This is a genomic window from Bradyrhizobium sp. HKCCYLRH3073 (assembly GCF_051167995.1).
GTDB lineage: Bacteria > Pseudomonadota > Alphaproteobacteria > Rhizobiales > Xanthobacteraceae > Bradyrhizobium.
In genome coordinates this window covers 17299-34003 of sequence record NZ_JBNPUD010000002.1, presented here as the reverse complement: position 1 = coordinate 34003, position 16705 = coordinate 17299, and the positions used below count along the sequence as shown (strand labels likewise).

14 protein-coding genes are annotated in these 16705 nt (G+C 66.8%); 5 read left to right on the top strand and 9 right to left on the bottom strand.

The window, feature by feature from the left end; genetic code table 11:
* Positions 1-123: 123 nt before the first annotated feature.
* The 3 genes from ACQR1X_RS04150 to ACQR1X_RS04140 form a co-directional block, all read right to left on the bottom strand.
* Complete coding sequence (locus ACQR1X_RS04150; RefSeq protein ID WP_434893828.1) at positions 124-744, bottom strand: class I SAM-dependent methyltransferase; 621 nt, start codon at positions 742-744, stop codon at positions 124-126.
* Between the two features lie 191 nt (positions 745-935).
* Positions 936-1523: a YdcF family protein gene (locus ACQR1X_RS04145; RefSeq protein ID WP_316216863.1), complete on the bottom strand. Its 588-nt coding sequence runs from the start codon at positions 1521-1523 to the stop codon at positions 936-938.
* 89 nt (positions 1524-1612) lie between these two features.
* The gene (locus ACQR1X_RS04140) at positions 1613-2203 is read right to left on the bottom strand and encodes a hypothetical protein (protein ID WP_434898598.1); all 591 of its coding nucleotides are present in this window, start codon (positions 2201-2203) and stop codon (positions 1613-1615) included.
* A gap of 48 nt (positions 2204-2251) precedes the next feature.
* On the opposite strand from ACQR1X_RS04140, the gene ACQR1X_RS04135 reads away from it, so the two are divergent.
* A complete protein-coding gene (locus ACQR1X_RS04135; protein ID WP_315712681.1) occupies positions 2252-2686 on the top strand; it encodes a hypothetical protein in 435 nt (144 codons plus the stop codon).
* A gap of 66 nt (positions 2687-2752) precedes the next feature.
* Here ACQR1X_RS04135 and ACQR1X_RS04130 read toward each other — a convergent pair whose 3' ends face one another.
* Entirely contained in the window at positions 2753-3259 is a 507-nt protein-coding gene (locus ACQR1X_RS04130; RefSeq protein WP_316239268.1) for a ferritin-like domain-containing protein, read from the bottom strand.
* 388 nt (positions 3260-3647) lie between these two features.
* On the opposite strand from ACQR1X_RS04130, the gene ACQR1X_RS04125 reads away from it, so the two are divergent.
* Positions 3648-4739, top strand: coding sequence for a lysylphosphatidylglycerol synthase transmembrane domain-containing protein (locus ACQR1X_RS04125; protein WP_315804325.1), 1092 nt, complete (start codon positions 3648-3650; stop codon positions 4737-4739).
* Positions 4740-4842: 103 nt separating this feature from the next.
* Positions 4843-6789: a hypothetical protein gene (locus tag ACQR1X_RS04120; RefSeq protein WP_434898395.1), complete on the top strand. Its 1947-nt coding sequence runs from the start codon at positions 4843-4845 to the stop codon at positions 6787-6789.
* A 187-nt stretch (positions 6790-6976) separates the two neighbouring features.
* Here ACQR1X_RS04120 and ACQR1X_RS04115 read toward each other — a convergent pair whose 3' ends face one another.
* From ACQR1X_RS04115 to ACQR1X_RS04105, 3 genes are all read right to left on the bottom strand, one after another.
* On the bottom strand, positions 6977-7357 hold the full coding sequence (locus ACQR1X_RS04115; RefSeq protein WP_434848205.1) for a DUF3551 domain-containing protein: 381 nt from the start codon (positions 7355-7357) through the stop codon (positions 6977-6979).
* Between the two features lie 74 nt (positions 7358-7431).
* The gene (locus tag ACQR1X_RS04110) at positions 7432-8040 is read right to left on the bottom strand and encodes a DUF2147 domain-containing protein (RefSeq protein WP_315804353.1); all 609 of its coding nucleotides are present in this window, start codon (positions 8038-8040) and stop codon (positions 7432-7434) included.
* Positions 8041-8211: 171 nt separating this feature from the next.
* Positions 8212-9240, bottom strand: coding sequence for an NAD(P)/FAD-dependent oxidoreductase (locus ACQR1X_RS04105; protein ID WP_434898394.1), 1029 nt, complete (start codon positions 9238-9240; stop codon positions 8212-8214).
* 172 nt (positions 9241-9412) lie between these two features.
* Here ACQR1X_RS04105 and ACQR1X_RS04100 point away from each other — a divergent pair, with 172 nt between their 5' ends.
* Positions 9413-9877, top strand: coding sequence for an acyl-CoA thioesterase (locus ACQR1X_RS04100; protein WP_434898393.1), 465 nt, complete (start codon positions 9413-9415; stop codon positions 9875-9877).
* Between the two features lie 50 nt (positions 9878-9927).
* On the opposite strand, the gene ACQR1X_RS04095 is transcribed toward ACQR1X_RS04100, so the two are convergent.
* Together ACQR1X_RS04095 and ACQR1X_RS04090 are read right to left on the bottom strand one after the other, a co-directional pair.
* On the bottom strand, positions 9928-10248 hold the full coding sequence (locus ACQR1X_RS04095; RefSeq protein WP_315707114.1) for a 2Fe-2S iron-sulfur cluster-binding protein: 321 nt from the start codon (positions 10246-10248) through the stop codon (positions 9928-9930).
* Between the two features lie 83 nt (positions 10249-10331).
* On the bottom strand, positions 10332-10676 hold the full coding sequence (locus ACQR1X_RS04090; RefSeq protein WP_315804330.1) for an Hpt domain-containing protein: 345 nt from the start codon (positions 10674-10676) through the stop codon (positions 10332-10334).
* A gap of 411 nt (positions 10677-11087) precedes the next feature.
* Here ACQR1X_RS04090 and ACQR1X_RS04085 point away from each other — a divergent pair, with 411 nt between their 5' ends.
* Positions 11088-16700: a methyl-accepting chemotaxis protein gene (locus ACQR1X_RS04085; RefSeq protein WP_434881026.1), complete on the top strand. Its 5613-nt coding sequence runs from the start codon at positions 11088-11090 to the stop codon at positions 16698-16700.
* Positions 16701-16705 lie beyond the last annotated feature (5 nt).

Sequence of the window (16705 nt, the reverse complement as noted above, 5' to 3'; positions counted from 1 at the left end):
CATGCGTCGGCGTGATCTCGATCGAGATCTTGCTTCGGTTGGCTGTGAATAAGGATCCGGCTAGCGTGAAACGATCCCATCGAATCTCACGCGCGTGTTGGAAGACCCTGAGCAAGTGTTGGGTCAGACGGGCGGAGCCCGAACGGCGCGGGCAAGCCAGAAGCTGCGCTCGCCTTTGGCCGGCTCGCCGACTGACTGTGCGATCAGTTCGAATCCATTGTCGCGCAGCAACGCAGCGTACTCGGACGGATCGAGAGACGCATGATAGAGCGGATCGCCGCGGTAGGACCCGATGGCTTCGCCATGTGCGGGTCCGGCGTTGAACAGCAGCACGCCGCCCGAAGCCGCGCAGGCCGCGAAGATCGGAAACATGCGCCGCTGGTCATCATGTCCGAGATGGAAGAAGCTGTCCCACGCCAACACCCCGTCAAATCGCCGCCCTGAGGTCCACGACCGCATGTCGGCAACGACCCATTCCTGATCCGGCATTCGCGTCCGACACAGCGCGATCATCGTCGGCGAGCTGTCCACCCCGGTGACGGAAAATCCTTGCGCCGAGATGTGCGCTGCGACCGGCACACCACCCCCGCAGCCAAGATCGAGCACGTTCGCGCCCGGCCGCAGGAGCGTAACGAAGCGTTCGATGGGAGGCTTGTCAGTCCAGGCGGCCGCGCGGCGGTCAGCGTCCCACGCCAATGCGTGACGCTCATAATGGGCGACGATCCGGCTCGCACCTCGGCTCATGGAAGCTCCGTCATAGAAGTAGGGTCGGCAAAGGCGCGCCCGATCAGCGTGCTTGTCCGTGCCATCTGAGGGCGCTGTGCCCACCGTCTCGCGCGGATGGAGAGACGGTGGGCACATCATCGTGCGGCTCGCGCCCCCCGATGACTTTGCCCACCCTACGGGGCTCGCACCTTTGCCTCGAGCTTTGCGCCTCACGGCCACTCCGCAATGTAGCCCTTCGCCTTGTACGGCGCGATCTTGTCCCATTCGCCGAGCACGCGGCGGCGGAATTCGGGATGTGTGTGCCAGAGATGGCGCGGCACGCCGAAGCCGTCCACCGTCAGCAGCATCTTCTCCACCTCGGGCCAGTGCCGCTGCAGGGTCATCGCGTAGCGCCGCGCGGTCCAGCTGTTGCCGAGACAGATCACGCTGCCGACATTGGCGAGGCCGAGCGCGGCGTCGATCACCGGCAGCGCGAGCACGACGTTCTCGCCGGTGTTCGTGGCATGATGCTCTTCGAGGATGCGCTCGGCCGGAACGCCGCGCCTCACCATGGCGGCCTTGATCAGCGTACACTCCGAAACATCCGCGCCCGGCGTGATGCCGCCGCTGACGATGGCGTGGCGGAAGTAGCCCTGCTGCCATAGCTTCGCCGCCGTCTCGGCACGCAGCTCCTCGTCGACGCGGGTGCCGAACACGAACAGCAGATCGGCCGGCCGCAGCGGCGTGTCGGCGAAATGCCGCGCGTTGATCGCGGCGATCTCGGCGTCATCCGGCCTGCGCAGCGCGCGATCCTGCATCGTCCCACTCCGAAAGCGACTCGCTCAGTCTGGCATGGTGCGCCAAATCTGCACGATCACATTCGGTGACCGGCGATGCGATTGCGTGATCACGGCAGCAGCGCGGCCGGAATGTCCGTGAACGTGTAGCTGCGCGGCCTGTTGCGGGTGATGAAGCCGCCGACATACCAGGCGAACAGCGCGGCGAAGCCGATCAGGAACAACGCGCCCGACCATTCGGCGATGACGAGCGCACGCACCAGAAGCCCGGCCATCGCGACGGCGAGCAGCGCGATCGCGGCGAGCGCCGCGCCGTAGGTGACGCGGCCGAGGCCCGCGGTCAGCCGCGCGTTGCTGCCGCTGACGGCGAGCCGCGCATGCAACCCGAGAATGAAGGCGCGATAGGCCTCGCTCTGCGGCGCCATCAGGGCAGCCGTCTGCCAAGAGACGGAGATGATGCCGAGGCGGCGGCCGTCGCGATGGGTGACGTCGGCCCGAAAACGCTTCGCCTGCATCGACACCGGTCGGTAGGACAGCCGGATCGCGGCGATCTCGGCGTAAGGCCACAGGCCGGTACGGCCGGCGAACCGCCACGACAGGCCCTGCTCCGTCAGTTCGAACTGGTGCGCGGCCCCGATCAGCGACGCCTTGTAGGCGTAGCGGATCGTATCATCGCCGGCCGTGGTGGTGCGCTCGGAAATGGATCGGTCCTGTTGCGTGTGGCACGCGCCTTATCCTACAAGCGGAGCATGAGCGAAACGATCTATTTTCCGCGCCATTTGATCCTGGCCGGGGCGATGGCCGCCGGCGTGCTGCTGGCGCTGGCGGTGCACATGCTCGGCGCCCGCTACGGGCTCGATCTCGGCGGCCTGTGGCAGACCGAGAGCGGCGCCTTCATGCCGGCGGGATCGGCGATCGCGTGGTGGCTGATCGCCACCGTCGGGTTCTCCTCGGGCTACTTCATCGCCAACATCATGCACAGCGCGGTGTCGGGCGAGATCCCGCAGCGGATGCGCAACTTCCTGGTCGTGGTCGGCGTCCTGATGCTGGCCGGCATCGGCCAGGCGATCTCCGGTCCGAGCCCCGTGCCGTCGGCCTCGGGCGTACTGGCAGGCCTCGCCGCGCTCTGCCTCGGCGCCCTGATGGCGTTCTGCGGCGCCAACTTCGCGCTGCGCAAGACCTGACCGGCGCGATCCGCCGACGCCGCGCGGGCGACCCGCGCGGCGTTTTGCCTCATCAACGATCGAGCGTCAGCTCGCGGCGCGCAGGTTGACGCTCGTCTCGGCGAGCTTGGTCAGCTTCATGTCGGTCGCCTTCTCCTCGTCGAGCGTCTTCTGCAGCACGGCGGCGCAGTCGCTGCGGCCGAGCTGCTTGGCCCAGGCGATCAGGCTGCCATAGCGGGTGATCTCATAGTGCTCGGCCGCTTGGCCGGCATTGATCAGGGCGGCGTCGAGCACGGTCTTGTCCGCGACCTCGCCGGCGACCTCCTCCGCCTCTTCGATGATGCCGTCGATCGCCGGGCAGTCGACTGCCTTGGGCGCGATGCCATGCATCTCGAACACCTGCTCGAGCCGCTTCACATGCGTCCTGGTTTCGTCGAGATGGGCAAGAAAACCCTGCTTGAGCTTCTGATCCGTCGCCTTCTCCGCCATCTTGGGCAGCGCTTTGACGAGCTGGTTTTCGGCGTAATAGATGTCCTGCAGCTGATGAACGAACAGATCGTTCATCGTCTTGATGTCCTTTGTGAACAATCCCATTTGCTTCACGTCCTCCTGGTTCGGGAACATGGCAGGTCCCGCCCCCGACTGGTGGTCGCCATGTTCGCTGTGCTCGCGGGCGCTAACCGGCGGCAGCGGCGGTCGTTCCTGTGTCACCGAGCCTGCCGTCCGGAACCGGGCGCGGAGGACCAAGTTTGCCCGTGAACCCCGCGGGTAACCAGTTGGACCGAACTGAGGCGGATGGGCGGCCAGCCATGTGACCGGAGTGTGACAGACCTGCGCCGCATGGGTCGGAGCTGACCTGTGTCAAGGACTGCACAAGCCGCGCATTTTAGCATAAGAAACAGGCTGTCACGAATTGCCCGCCCCATCGATCAATGGTTTCGCCTCTTTTCCAAGATCTAGTACCGCCCCGCCGGGAGGATGAATGCAGCGCCTGCTGACCACGCTTGGGCGTGGCTTCAAGAAATGGATCGGCTGGAAGCGGCTGGGGATTGCAGCGAGCCTTGCGATCATCGCCTTCGCGATCACGACGCTCGTGCGCACGCTGAAGGGCGTCGACGCCGGCGTCATCCTGACCGCGCTCACCGAAATCCCGCCCGGTCACATCGCGCTCGCGGCCTTGTGTGTGGTCGGCGCGTTCTGCACGCTGACCTTCTATGACTATTTTGCACTGCGAACGATTGGCAAGAAACACGTGCCCTATCGCATCGCGGCGATGAGCGCCTTCACCAGCTATTCGATCGGCCACAACATCGGCGCCACCGTGTTCACCGGCGGCGCCATCCGGTTCCGGATCTACTCCGACTACGGCCTGTCCGCGATCGACGTCGCCAAGATCTGCTTCCTATCGGGCCTGACCTTCTGGCTCGGCAATCTGTTCGTGCTCGGTATCGGCATGACCTTGCATCCGGCCGCCGCCACCGCGATGGACCAGTTGCCCCCGGCGGTGAACCAGTTGATCGCGATCGGCATCCTCGGGGCGATCTTCGCCTATCTCGGATGGCTGACCGCCGGCAAGAACCGGCGCCAGCTCGGCCAGAACGGTTGGAAGGTGGTGCTGCCCTCGGCGCAGCTCACGCTCGTGCAGATCCTGATCGGAGTGGTCGACCTCGGCTTCTGCGCGCTGGCGATGTACCTCCTCGTCCCCGCCGCTCCGCCGATCGATTTCCTGTCGCTGTCGGTGGTGTTCATCCTCGCTACCCTGCTCGGCTTTGCCAGCCATGCCCCCGGCAGCATCGGCGTGTTCGATGCCGCGATGCTGGTGGCGCTGCCGCAGTTCGGCCGCGAGCAGTTGCTGGCCACCCTGCTCGTCTTCCGCGTGCTGTATTTCGTGATCCCGTTCGCGACGGCGATCTCCATCATGGGCATCAGGGAACTCTGGCTGAACGTGGTCAAGCCGTGGCAGGAGCGGCGCCGGCTGCAGGGCGCGGTGTCGGACGAGATCGCCGCCAAGCGCGCCGCGACCACGGCGCATGCTGCGGTTCCCCAGCGCATCAAGCGGCACTCCCAGCGCTGAGCATCAATTCTCTCGCGGACGACGCAGCGGCTCGCCCCTCGGCCGGTTGAAGTCGCGTGCGATCCTCTTATTTCCGCCCCATCGCTGACGTGAATCCTTGCGCATGACCCGAATGCCCCATCGTCCGTTGCTCGCCGCCTGCGTCCTGGCCGGCCTGCTTGCCCCTCTCGCCGCCACCGAGGCCGCCGCGCAGTTCGGCACGGCGCCGCTGCAGATCAGCTGGGAGGTGCGCAACCGCTTCCGTCTCTTCCGGGAGGAGCGCGACTTCCTGCTGCATACCGAGAGCACGCGCGACCGCTCCATCCTCGCCGCCGAGCAGGCGTTGGCGGTGCAGAGCGACGGCCGCGGCTGGGCCCGCAACGTCGTCAACCGGCTCTGCATCGACCTCGCCGGTCGCATCAACGAGCCATGCACGCGCGACAACGTCAAGGAAAGCTATCTCACGCCGATCGACCACCCGGTCACCGTGCGCCTGACCGGCCCGGTTCCGGTCGGCGCCACCTGCGCGTGGTCGTTCGACGACGGCGACGGGCCGCAGACCTCGACATTCGACTGCGCCGAGCCGGTCAACCTGCGCGTCCGCTACGGCCGGCAGACCGTGGCATCCGTCGATGTCGCCAGCCCGGATGGGACGCTGCAGGTCTCGACCGGAATCCAGGTCCGCGACGTCCTGATCGCCGGCCTCGGCGACAGCATCGCCTCCGGCGAGGGCAATCCGGACCGCCCGATCGCGCTCGCCGACGAAGGCTTCTGCTTCCGCTCCTATCTCGGCGGTCCGACCGCGCAATATTATCGGCCGAGCCGCGCCGGCTTCAAAGGCGGCCGCGCCTGCGAGGCGCCGGACACGCTGCAGAACTGGCAGAAGCACAGCGCGGTCTGGCTCAACGCCGCCTGCCACCGCTCGCTCTACAGCTACCAGACACGGACGGCGCTGGCGCTCGCCGTGCGCTATCCGCATGTCGCGGTCACCTACCTGCCGCTTGCCTGCACCGGCGCTACCATCGCCGACGGCCTGTTTGGCAGTCAGCGCGCGCGCGAATGCACGCCGGGCCGCTCTGCGGCCACCTGCGCCGGCGGCGTCAACGGCCAGCTCGGCGAGCTGCGCGAGGCGCTGACCGCGGCCAAGCGCCGCCAGCCGGACCGCAAGCTCGATCTGATTCTGCTGTCGATCGGCGCCAACGACATCAACTTCTCCGGCCTCGTCGCCGACGTCATCGTCGATACGCCCACCGAGCGCACGCTGTTCAAGCGCTCCGGCGTGATCGGCTCGGTCGAGGAATCGCGCAGCGAGCTGGCGCGCGACCTGCCGCAGGGTTTTGCCAAGCTGCGCGAGGCGCTGAAGCCGCTGGTCGGCGACCTCTCGCACGTCATCTACACATCCTACGGCAACCCGGCGCTGAGCGGCCCGGGCACGCCCTGCCCGGGTGGTCCGGCCGGCTTCGAGGTCCACCCGTCGTTCAATGCCAATCCGCAGCGGCTCGCCAAGGTCGCCGGCTTCGTCGAGAACGAGTTCCTGCCGTCACTGCGCGGGCTGGCGCAATGCACCGCGGGAGTCCTTTGCCGCGACCCGCAGGCCGACCGCATGACCTTCGTCGATGCGCATCAGGCCGCGTTTGCCGATCACGGCTTCTGCGCCCGCTCGCCGCAGGATCCGCCGTTCGACCGCGAATGCTTTTCGGCCGACGGCGCCAGCTTCGATCCGAACATCGTCAGCGCCGCCAACGAGCCGCTGCTGTGCGGCCGCGGCGCCAGCGAGTATCGCCCCTATCTGCCGCGCGCGCGCTGGATCCGCGACGCCAACGACAGCTACTTCTCGGCGATGACCTATCCGCAAGGGCTGCCGGCGGCGATGCAGCCCTCCGACATCCACGATGCGAGCTGGGGCGTGCTGTCCGCGGTCTATGGCGGCGCCGTGCATCCGACGGCGGAGGGCCATGCCGCGATGGCCGACGCCGCCTTTCCGGCTGCGGCGCAAGTGCTCAACCTCGATGCGGCCGAGCCCAACGTCACCAGCCAGCCGCTGCCGCCCGCGGGCGTGGTGAGGCAGTAGTCGGCCATTCGGGCAGAGATCGCAGAGGAAGAACGGCCTGAAGCGCTCCGCTCCGCACAGCGTCTTTCGGGAGGCCGTCCGTGAGCGGGCGCTCAGGGACAATGGCCGTGTGGCAGCGAGATCTCTGAGCCTCATGGTGAGTTGGGAGCGGACGGAGAGCTGGGCCGCCCCCTCGACGTCCCAACGCTCAGCGCGCAAGTCGGCGGCGACCACCGCCAAGCGATCCTGATTGTCGTTGTGCCCAATATGGGTTGTTCACGCACATGGCCGCGAGACCCCAGCCTGCCCTTCGACACTGATCCCAGGATGTATAGGTGCATTCGAAAGAGGTGCTACCACCCCATTCCCACTTTTGTAGGCAGACAGGATAATTGGAATCATGGGTTTGAGCAGCGGCGATCGGGATCATGGAGATGGCCGCGCTCCCCGCGATTATCCAACGCAGCATCAGCATCGCTCCCTCGTCGAATTCCGACCGCTGCGGCCAATGGCCCGCACAACCACCGGCAAGCAACGCTCGGATGATCATGGAGACCTTGTCGTCGACCACGCGCTTGATCTGGATCAAGCTCTTCGCCGACGCGGTGTCCGAGATCGCGCTCCCTTGTCGGCCCGGAGCGACGGTCGTAGTTCGGAAGCCGTCTACTTGATTGCAGCCGGCTTCTTCATCATCGGCGGCGCCTGCTTGGTGGCAGGGCCTGTTGCCGTCGTCGCTTGCGAGGGCAGATATTTGGCGAGGATCGCCGGATCGATCTGCGCCATGTTGCTGTCCGGCAGGCGGGTCCAGGTCTCGTCCTTGCCGAACAGCGAGATGCCGAGATAGCCGTGCAGGATCAGCGACTGCCCATCCGGAGTGACCCGCATGTTGGCCTTCCAGATGTTGCCGTCGCGCGGGTTGAGCACGTTGCCGCCTTCGTATTTCAGCCCCTCGCGCTTCATGTCACGCACGAAGGAGATGCCGAGCACCGGCGCATTCTTGCGGTCATCGCTGCACTTCGAACAGACCTCGTTCGGATTGTCGCCGGGACGCGGAAACGTCTTGGCGATCACGCCCTCGAACACGCCGTCGTGGTCGATGAAGAGAAACCAGCCGACGGGCCTGCCATCCTCCACCTTCTGCCACAGACCGGCCGCGGTCGGCTCAGCCGCGAGCGCAGGCCGCGTCAGCAGAGCACCGGCAACAACGAGCGCGCCGATCGCGAGCTTCGTCACACCAGGCACCAGCCGAAGTCGGGGAAACGCATTGCGCATCATCATCTCACCTTGACCAAGTCACAAAATGAATGGCCGCACAGTACGGCCGTTTCGTGCATCGTTCCAGCCCATAACAGGTCTGGCGCGCCGGTGAAACCGGCACGCGCAGGAAACATTTCTTCACATTTGAGTTGGTCCGGCGGTGCCGGGTTCCACTGTGCGAACGAATTAGTTGACGCCGAGCTTCTTCTGCAGGCTCGACGACGACGTCGTGTACTGGAACACCAGCCGCTTCTCCGGATACACGTAGCGGTGCGCCTTCTGCGCCATCAGCGCGCCCTCGTGGAAGCCGCACAGGATCAGCTTGATCTTGCCGGGATAGGTATTGATGTCGCCGATCGCGAAGATGCCGGGCACCGAGGTCTCGAACGCCGACGTCTCGACCGGAATGAGATTGTGCTCGAGCGCGAGGCCCCACTCGGCGACCGGGCCGAGCTTCATCGTCAGGCCGAAGAACGGCAGCATCATCTCGCACGGCACGGCCTCGACCGCATTGTCGTTGCCCTTGATGGTGGCCGCGGAAAGCTGACCGTTCGCACCTTCGAGCGCGGTCACCTGACCGATGCGCAGATCCATCTTGCCGCTCGCGACCAGCGCGCGCATCTGCTCGACGCTGTGCGGCGCGGCACGGAAGTCGTCGCGGCGATGGACGAGCGTGATGCGCTTGGCAAGGGGATGCAGATTGAGCGTCCAGTCGAGCGCGGAATCGCCGCCGCCGACGATGACGACATGCTTGTCGCGGAACTGCTCCATCTTGCGCACGGCATAAAATACCGAGGTGCCTTCGTAGGCCTCGATGCCCGGCACCGGCGGACGCTTGGGCTGGAACGAGCCGCCGCCGGCGGCGATCACCACGACCTTGCACTCGAACACCTTGCCGGCATCGGTGGTGACGCGAAAACCGGGATCGCCGATCTTCTCGACCTTCTCGACCATCTCGCCGAGATGGAAGGTCGGACTGAACGGCTTGATCTGCTCCATCAATTGATCGGTGAGGCCCTGCCCCGTCACCATCGGCACGCCGGGAATGTCGTAGATCGGCTTCTCCGGATACAGCTCGGCGCATTGGCCGCCGACCTTATCGAGGATGTCGATCAGATGCGCCTTGATGTCGAGCAGCCCCAGTTCAAAAACGGCAAACAGTCCGCAAGGGCCCGCGCCAATGATCAGCACATCGGTCTTGATCGCTTCGCTCATGTCGCTCTTCTCGTTGGAGGCGCCGCTCGACGGATGGCGGCAGATGGCGGTTCCGAATTTGTAGCCAACGGGCTGGTCGCAGGGAAGGCACAAAAGCCGCCCTTCGCTCGCGCGGCTTGCAGCGGCGGGTTTAGCCGGGTTTGAAGGGGACATGAATGATGGAGATCAATCGGTGACAGAGACGGCCCGTCGCGACCACGCGCCACGCCTGGAGGACTTTCCCTACCGCCTCACGGACAATGTCCGCTTCGGCGACCTCGACCCCAACCAGCACGTCAACAACGCAGTCTACGCGACCTATTTCGAGACCGGCCGGGTGACCCTGATGAAGGACCCGCGGCACGGCCTCGGCCAAGAGGGGCTGGCCTGGATCATGGTGCGGCTCGACATGCATTTCCGGGCCGAGCTGCGCTGGCCGGGCACAATCGAGTTGGGACTGGGGGTCGTGAGGCTGGGGCGCACGTCGGTGACCTGCGAGCAGGTCGTATTCTCGGACGGGCGCTGCGTGGCGTCGGCCACCGCGGTCATGGTCCTGATCGACGAAGTGACGCGCAAGCCGGCGCCGCTGACGCCGAATCTCATTGCTGCGCTAAAGCCCTGGGTCCGCCGCGGCGTGACGATCACGCCGCCGGCATAGGCTTGGCGGCGATCATCGGAGGCGCGGCGACGAGGGCGCGAGGCGAACGGTCAGGCCTGACGCTCGGGGGTGGAGACGACGAGGCCGTCGAGTTCGTCGGAGACCTTGATCTGGCAGGAAAGACGGGAATTCGGCCGGACATCGTAGCCGAAATCGAGCATGTCCTCTTCCATCGGGGTCGGCGGGCCGACCTTCTCGCGCCAGGCTTCGTCGACATAGACATGGCAGGTCGCGCAGGCGCAGGCGCCGCCACATTCAGCCTCGATGCCGGGAATGGCATTGCGGATCGCCGCTTCCATCACGGTCGCGCCGTTCTCGATCTCAACGGTTCGGGATTCGCCGGTATGGTCGACAAAGGTGATCTTGGCCATGTGTGCTCGTGCTGCGCAGGAAATGAGGTCGGGCTGTCCTATAACGGACCGCTCCGCTCCGCGCTAGTGCTGCCGCCGGCCGCTCAGGCCGCGCCGAGCATCTCCGAAATCGCCGCGCGGGCCTGCGCGATCGCCGTGCCGAGCCAGGCCAGCGCATCGGCCGGATCGCCCGCCCGCAGCGCCGCTTCGAGCCCTTCCGCCGCATCGGCAACGTCGAGCGCGCCGACGGCGCGGGCCGAGCCCTTCAGCGTGTGGGCGACGGTGGCGGCATCCTCGGGCATCACCTGCAACCGCTCCAGCAGGCGGACGGCCTGGCTGGAGAACATGGCGAGCACCTCGCGCTCGAGCGCGCTGTCGCCGAGCGTCATCCGGCGCAGCAGGTCCAGGCTGATCGGCCCGTCATCGGGAACCAGCGGGGGCGAGGGCATCCATTCGATCCGTGAAAGGTCGGGAATCATGGCGGCAATCCGGTCCGGCGGGCGCGCGCGCGCCTGTGGTAAGCCAAGCACGACAATGGTTAATGCATTGTTACCGGCCCAATTGCCGCGGGTTTGCCGCGATTTGGGCCCGGCTCTGCCCCAATCGCGGCAGAAACGGGAATTCGCAGAACTTCTAAAGTGTTAACGGCGGCTGCTGTTAACGATGATTAAGAATCTCTTAACCACGGCCATTTCTTTCAACAGGCACAGCCAATAGGATGATGCCCGGATGGAGTGGGTCACCTGGCGGAATTTGCCACCCCTGGTGCCTGCGAGGGATGACGTCCGGTTCGAGCGTTGCGAGAGGGCACTCGTACGCGGCTCGCCGGATCGAAATTAAGACGAGGGCTCGGACTCAACATGGCGAACACTCCGAAAAAGGTCAAAGACCCGACTGAAGTTGCGCTGTCCGCCATTCAGGAGGCTTTGAACATCAGCGATTCGTCCGCGCCCACGGACTCGCAGAGCTCGGTCCACGCTGACGGAGCCCCGCCGGTCATGCCGAACGGCGTGTCGAGCCTGGATTCGTTCGACTCCCGTCCGGGCATCGATCGCAGCAGCCTTGACGAGATCGAGCCGCCGCCGCTCGCCGCGCGCCGTCCGGCCAATGACGACCGCGAAACCATCGGCCAGTTGCTGCAGGCGATCCAGAAGGGCCGCCCGTCGCGCGGCGTCTACACGCTGGCAACCGCCTTTGCAGGCATCTGGATCGTCGGCTGCGTGCTGCTGACCATCGGTTTCCTGCCCGCCTTGCAGGCCTTGATCGGCCAGAGCGGCGGCGTGCTGGTGCTCGCCGGCCTCGCCGCGGTGTTCTTCGCACCCGTTCTGCTGTTCTATTTCCTCGCGAGCCTCGCCTGGCGCGGCCAGGAGCTGCGCATGATCGCGCAGTCGATGGCGCAGGTGGCGATCCGCTTCTCCGAGCCGGAGGGCGCCGTCAGCGATTCGATCGTGACCGTCGGCCAGGCCATCCGCCGCGAGGTCGCGGCGATGGGCGACGGCGTCGAGCGCGCGATCGCGCGCGCGGGCGAGCTCGAGATGCTGGTCGCCAACGAGGTCGCGGCCCTCGAGCGCGCCTACAGCGACAACGAGGTCCGCATCCGCGCCCTGCTGCAGGACATCGCCCACCAGCGCGACAACCTCGTCGGCCAGGCCGAGCAGGTCCGCAGCGCCATCTCGGGCGTCCAGATCGACCTTCGCCACGACATCGCGCTGATCTCGGACGCCATCGCCTCGCGGGTCGACGAGGTCGCCAAGAGCATCACCGGCGCGCTGGAAGAGCGCGGCGCCCACATCACGGCCGCGCTCGGCAACGCCGGCGACAACATGATCCTCGCGCTCGGCGAGCGCGGTGGCGATCTGCTCGACCGGCTCGAAGAGGCCAGCGCCGAGACCACCCGCGCCGTGCTCGACGCCTCGGAGCGGCTCACCACCAGCCTCAATTTCAAGACCGGCCACGTCCACGACGAGTTCGCCGACCTGTCGGACCGAGTCCACGAGATGCTCAACGAGCGCATCGACCGCATCACCGGCGAGTTCGAGCAGCGCACGGCGGCCATCGTCGACGGCATCTCGGTGCGCACCGAGCAGCTCCACGACCAGCTCAAGGCCTCCGGCGAGTCCCTCCTGCTGGAGCTCGAGCTGCGCAGCGGCGATCTCGTCACCAAGATCGACGAGGCGAGCCAGCGCATGTCCGGCCACATCGTCACGTCAGGCGAGAAGGCGAGCGAGTCGCTCGATGCGACCGTCAATTCGCTGGTCGCCAAGGTCGTCAGCCAGACCGAGAGCACCCACGACACGCTGTCGATCCAGATCAGTGCCTTCGACGAGCTGGTGAAGAACCAGGGCACCGAGCTCGCCGAGCGCTTCGCACGCGACAGCTCGACCTTGGGCGCGCTGATCACCCGGCACATCACAGAGTTCGACCGCACGGTGAAGACCTATGGCGGCGAGATCGTCGAGCGCATGGGCCAGCGGACCCAGGAAATCTCCGACAATCTCAAGTCCTATGTCGATACGTTCGATACGCGGCTGTCGTCCAACAGCGGTGAGATCACGGCGACGCTGGATCAGCGGCTGAACCAGTTCGAGACCAATCTGCAGGCCCGCATCACCACCCTCGACACCTCGCTCGATGCGAAGATCAAGACCTTCGACGACAGCGTCGAGGGCCGCCTCAAGTCGCTCGAGGAGAACTTCGACACCCGCGCGACCTCGGTCACCTCGACGATCGAGGGCCGCCTCGGTACTCTGTCCAATTCGCTGACCGACGGCGCGGCGCAGGTTCTACACGCGATCGACTCGCGGCTGACCGTTCTGACCACCTCGCTGACCGACGGCTCGGCACAGGCGATCCAGTCGATCGATTCCCGCCTCAACATTCTGACCTCCTCACTGACCGACGGCACCGACAAGGCGCTCGAAGCGATCGATCAGCGCATCCATAGCCTGTCGAACATCATCGATGGCCGCAGCTACGAGCTGACCGAGGCGGTCACCGCGCGCTTCCAGGACATCCATCAGGGCATCGAGACCCGCGTCGGCTCGATCGCCAAGGACATCGACCAGCGCGTCTCGCAGTTCGAAGACCTGCTCGGCTCGCGCGTCGAGGCCGTGGCCGGCCGCATCGAGAGCAGCGGCCGCCAGGCCAGCGACGAACTGATGACCCGCGCCGAGCTGCTGTCCGCCAGCATCAAGTCGCATGTGGAAGATGCGGAGCGGGCGCTCACAAACCTCGTGGTCAACACCAGCGAGACGATCCAGACCGGTGCCCGCTCGGCACAGCAGTCGCTGCTCAACGTCTCGACTGACGTCGGCTCGCAGCTGAAGAACACGTCCGCCGAGGTCGAGCGTGCCCTGTCGAACGCAGGCAGCGGCGCGGCCGAGGCCGTCCTGACCAGTGCGCGCGAGGCCCAGGCCGCGCTGGTCGCGGCCTCCGGCGAGACCGCCGACCAGATCAAGTCGCTGTCGGCCGACGTCGAGCGTACGCTCACGGCGGCAGGGTCGACCACCGCAGCCTCGATCCTCGCCGGTGCGCGCGAGGCCCAGAACACGCTGGTGTCCGCCTCCTCCGACGCCGCCACCCACGTCAAGTCGCTCGCCGTCGACGTCGAGCAGGCGCTGACGGCCGCCGGCTCAGCCACGGCAGCCTCGATCCTCGCCGGTGCGCGCGAGGTCCAGAACACGCTGGTGTCCGCCTCCTCCAACGCAGCCGACCACGTGAAGTCGCTCGCAGCCGACGTGCAGCGCTCGCTGACCAGTGCCGGGACGGAAACCGCCGAAGCCATCACGGCGGGCGCTCGCGATGCCCAGCATGCCCTGCTCGCGGCATCGAGCGAAGCGGCCGAACAGGTCAAGGCGCTGACCGTCGACGTCCAGCGCTCGCTGTCGATCGCGGGGACGACCACCGCGGAAACGATCACCGGCGGCGCCCGGGAAGCGCAGAACACGCTGATCAGCGCTTCGTCCGAAGCGGCCAATCACGTCAAGTCGCTGGCGGCCGACGTCGAGCGCACGCTCGCGGCGGTCGGGACCAGCACGGCCGCGGCAATCGTCGACAGCGCCCGCGACGTCCAGTCGAAGCTCGTCACCGCCTCGACGGAAGCAACCGAGCACGTCAAGTCGCTGGCCGTCGACGTCGAGCGGACGCTGTCGTCCGTCGGCGCCGATACCGCGACCTCGATCCTCAACAGCGCGCGCCAGGCGCAGATGTCGCTGACCGCCACGTCGGCCGACACCGCAGCCACCCTGGTCGGCAGCGCACGCGAAGCCCAGGCGGTGCTGACGACGACCACGACCGAGACGGTCGCGGTGATCGTCGGCGGCGCGCGCGAGGCGCAGAACCTGCTGACGGCCACCTCCACCGACACCGCGGGCCAGCTCAAGGCGATGTCGTCGGAGATCGAGCGCGTCATCAATTCCGTCGCGGCGAACACCACCGACGCGATCCAGAGCAGCGCGCTCAACGCGCAGAGCGCGCTCGTCGCCGCCTCCAACGAGGTCTCCACGCGGGTCAAGTCGACCTCGACCGAGATCGAGCGCTCGGTGCTCGCCGCCGGCAACTCGTTCGGCTCGGCCATGACCGGCAAGACCGACGAGATCGTCACCTATGTGCAGCAGCAGAGCGAGCGGCTGTCGCAGATGCTCGACGGCAAGCGCGGCACCCTGGTCGAGGCGCTCAACTCCAAGACCAACCAACTCACGATCGAGATCGATCGCGTCACCACCGACGCGCTGAAGGCGATCGAGGTGCGCGGCCAGAACTTCGCCCAGAGCGTCAATGGCAACGGCTCCGAGGTCGCCCGCACCATCACCTCGGCGGGCGAGCTTGCGACCACCGCGATCACCAAGTCGCTCAAGGAGCTGGAGCAGGCCTCGCGCGCGGCGATCGAGCAGTCGCGCCAGGTCTCGGTGGCCGCGGTCACCGAGATGCAGGAGACGAGCAAGATCCTGCGCACCGACACGGTCGCCCTGTTCGAGCGTCTGCGCGAGGGCAACATCCTGCTGCAGGAGGTCCTGACCGGAGCCCACGACAACCTCAACTCGCTGGAGCGGGCGCTGGTCACCCGGGTGGCCGACTTCGTCACCGCGATGAACGACGTCACCGCGCGCAACGGCACCGCGACGCAGACGCTCGAGGACCAGCTCAACGTGTTCAACTCCAAGACGTCGCGGGCGCTGGAGGATCTCAACTCGCTGTCCAGCCAGTTCGACGCGCATGGCAAGGCGCTGATCGAGGCGGCGGCGATCGTCGAGCAGAGCAACCGCGATGCGACCGTCTCGATCTCGGATCGCAAGACGACGCTGGAATCGCTGGTCACCACCATCGATCTGCGCACGGCCGATCTCGACCAGCGTCTGACCCGCTTCACCACCCTGCTCGACGAGTCCTTGGCGGCCGCCGAGGAGCGCGCCCGCGACATCGCCCGCGTCGTGGCGGAAACGGCGGGTGCCGGCTCCACCGCGCTCAGCCGCCAGTTCGAAGCCATCCGCACCAACGCCGAGGAGGAGCGCCGCCTCACCACGTCGCAGATGCAGGAGATCTACCAGCAGAGCACGCAGGAAGCCGATGCGATGTTCAAGCAGTCGGCCGAGAAGTTCGCCACGCTGGTGTCGAGCATGAAGCAGATGACCGCCGAGATGCATCGCGAGCTCGAGGCGACGCGCAACGAGCTGCGCCGCGGCGTGCTGGAGATGCCGCAGGAGGCCGCCGAGAGCACGGCGCAGATGCGCAAGGTCATCGTCGACCAGATCGAGGCGCTGGCCGAGCTCAACCGGATCGTCGCCCATCATGGCCGCGGCCTCGACGTGGTCAGCGCGTCGCGCCCCGCCGCGGTCGCCGCGCCCGCCGCCGTGATCCGTCAGGAAGAGCCGATCGTCGCCGCAGCCGTCGGCGGCCGGCCCGACATGCGCCTGCGCGAGCCGGCTGCGACCAGCGTCGCCAACCTGCCGCCGCCGGATCTCGGCATGCAGCCGCCGGCCCCGCCGCCGCAGCCACGCCGGGTCGAAGCGCCGCCGATGGGTCCGGTCGCCGATCAGCGCAGCGACAACTGGCTGTCCGACCTGCTCAACCGGGCCGACAACAGCACCGCCGGCCAGCCGCAGCCTCCGCGTGGCCGCGGTCCGGCGCAGCAGTCGGGCAATCCACTGGAGTCGCTGTCGCTCGACATCGCCCGGCTGATGGACCGCAATCTCGCGGCAGAGATGTGGGACCGCTACCAGCGCGGCGAGACCAAGGCGTTCTCCAAGCGTCTCTACACCCCGGCCGGCCAGAAGGCGTTCGACGAGGTCGCCCGCAAGTACCGCGCCGACCGCACCTTCAAGCAGACGGTGGACCGCTACATCACCGAGTTCGAGCGACTGCTCGACGAGGTCGCCCGCGACGACCGCAATCCGCAGGCGCTGCGTGCCCAGCTCACCTCGGAGACCGGGCTGGTCTACACCCTGCTCGCCCACGCCGCCGGAAGGCTGGCGTGACGAAG

Excerpts from the sequence above, each read along its gene's own strand:
- ACQR1X_RS04150 (WP_434893828.1), bottom strand. The coding sequence starts at position 744 with ATGAGCCGAGGTGCGAGCCGGATCGTCGCCCATTATGAGCGTCACGCA.
- ACQR1X_RS04145 (WP_316216863.1), bottom strand. The coding sequence starts at position 1,523 with ATGCAGGATCGCGCGCTGCGCAGGCCGGATGACGCCGAGATCGCCGCG.
- ACQR1X_RS04135 (WP_315712681.1), top strand. The coding sequence starts at position 2,252 with ATGAGCGAAACGATCTATTTTCCGCGCCATTTGATCCTGGCCGGGGCG.
- ACQR1X_RS04130 (WP_316239268.1), bottom strand. The coding sequence starts at position 3,259 with ATGGGATTGTTCACAAAGGACATCAAGACGATGAACGATCTGTTCGTT.
- ACQR1X_RS04125 (WP_315804325.1), top strand. The coding sequence starts at position 3,648 with ATGCAGCGCCTGCTGACCACGCTTGGGCGTGGCTTCAAGAAATGGATC.
- ACQR1X_RS04120 (WP_434898395.1), top strand. The coding sequence starts at position 4,843 with ATGACCCGAATGCCCCATCGTCCGTTGCTCGCCGCCTGCGTCCTGGCC.
- ACQR1X_RS04110 (WP_315804353.1), bottom strand. The coding sequence starts at position 8,040 with ATGCGCAATGCGTTTCCCCGACTTCGGCTGGTGCCTGGTGTGACGAAG.
- ACQR1X_RS04105 (WP_434898394.1), bottom strand. The coding sequence starts at position 9,240 with ATGAGCGAAGCGATCAAGACCGATGTGCTGATCATTGGCGCGGGCCCT.
- ACQR1X_RS04095 (WP_315707114.1), bottom strand. The coding sequence starts at position 10,248 with ATGGCCAAGATCACCTTTGTCGACCATACCGGCGAATCCCGAACCGTT.
- ACQR1X_RS04090 (WP_315804330.1), bottom strand. The coding sequence starts at position 10,676 with ATGCCCTCGCCCCCGCTGGTTCCCGATGACGGGCCGATCAGCCTGGAC.
- ACQR1X_RS04085 (WP_434881026.1), top strand. The coding sequence starts at position 11,088 with ATGGCGAACACTCCGAAAAAGGTCAAAGACCCGACTGAAGTTGCGCTG.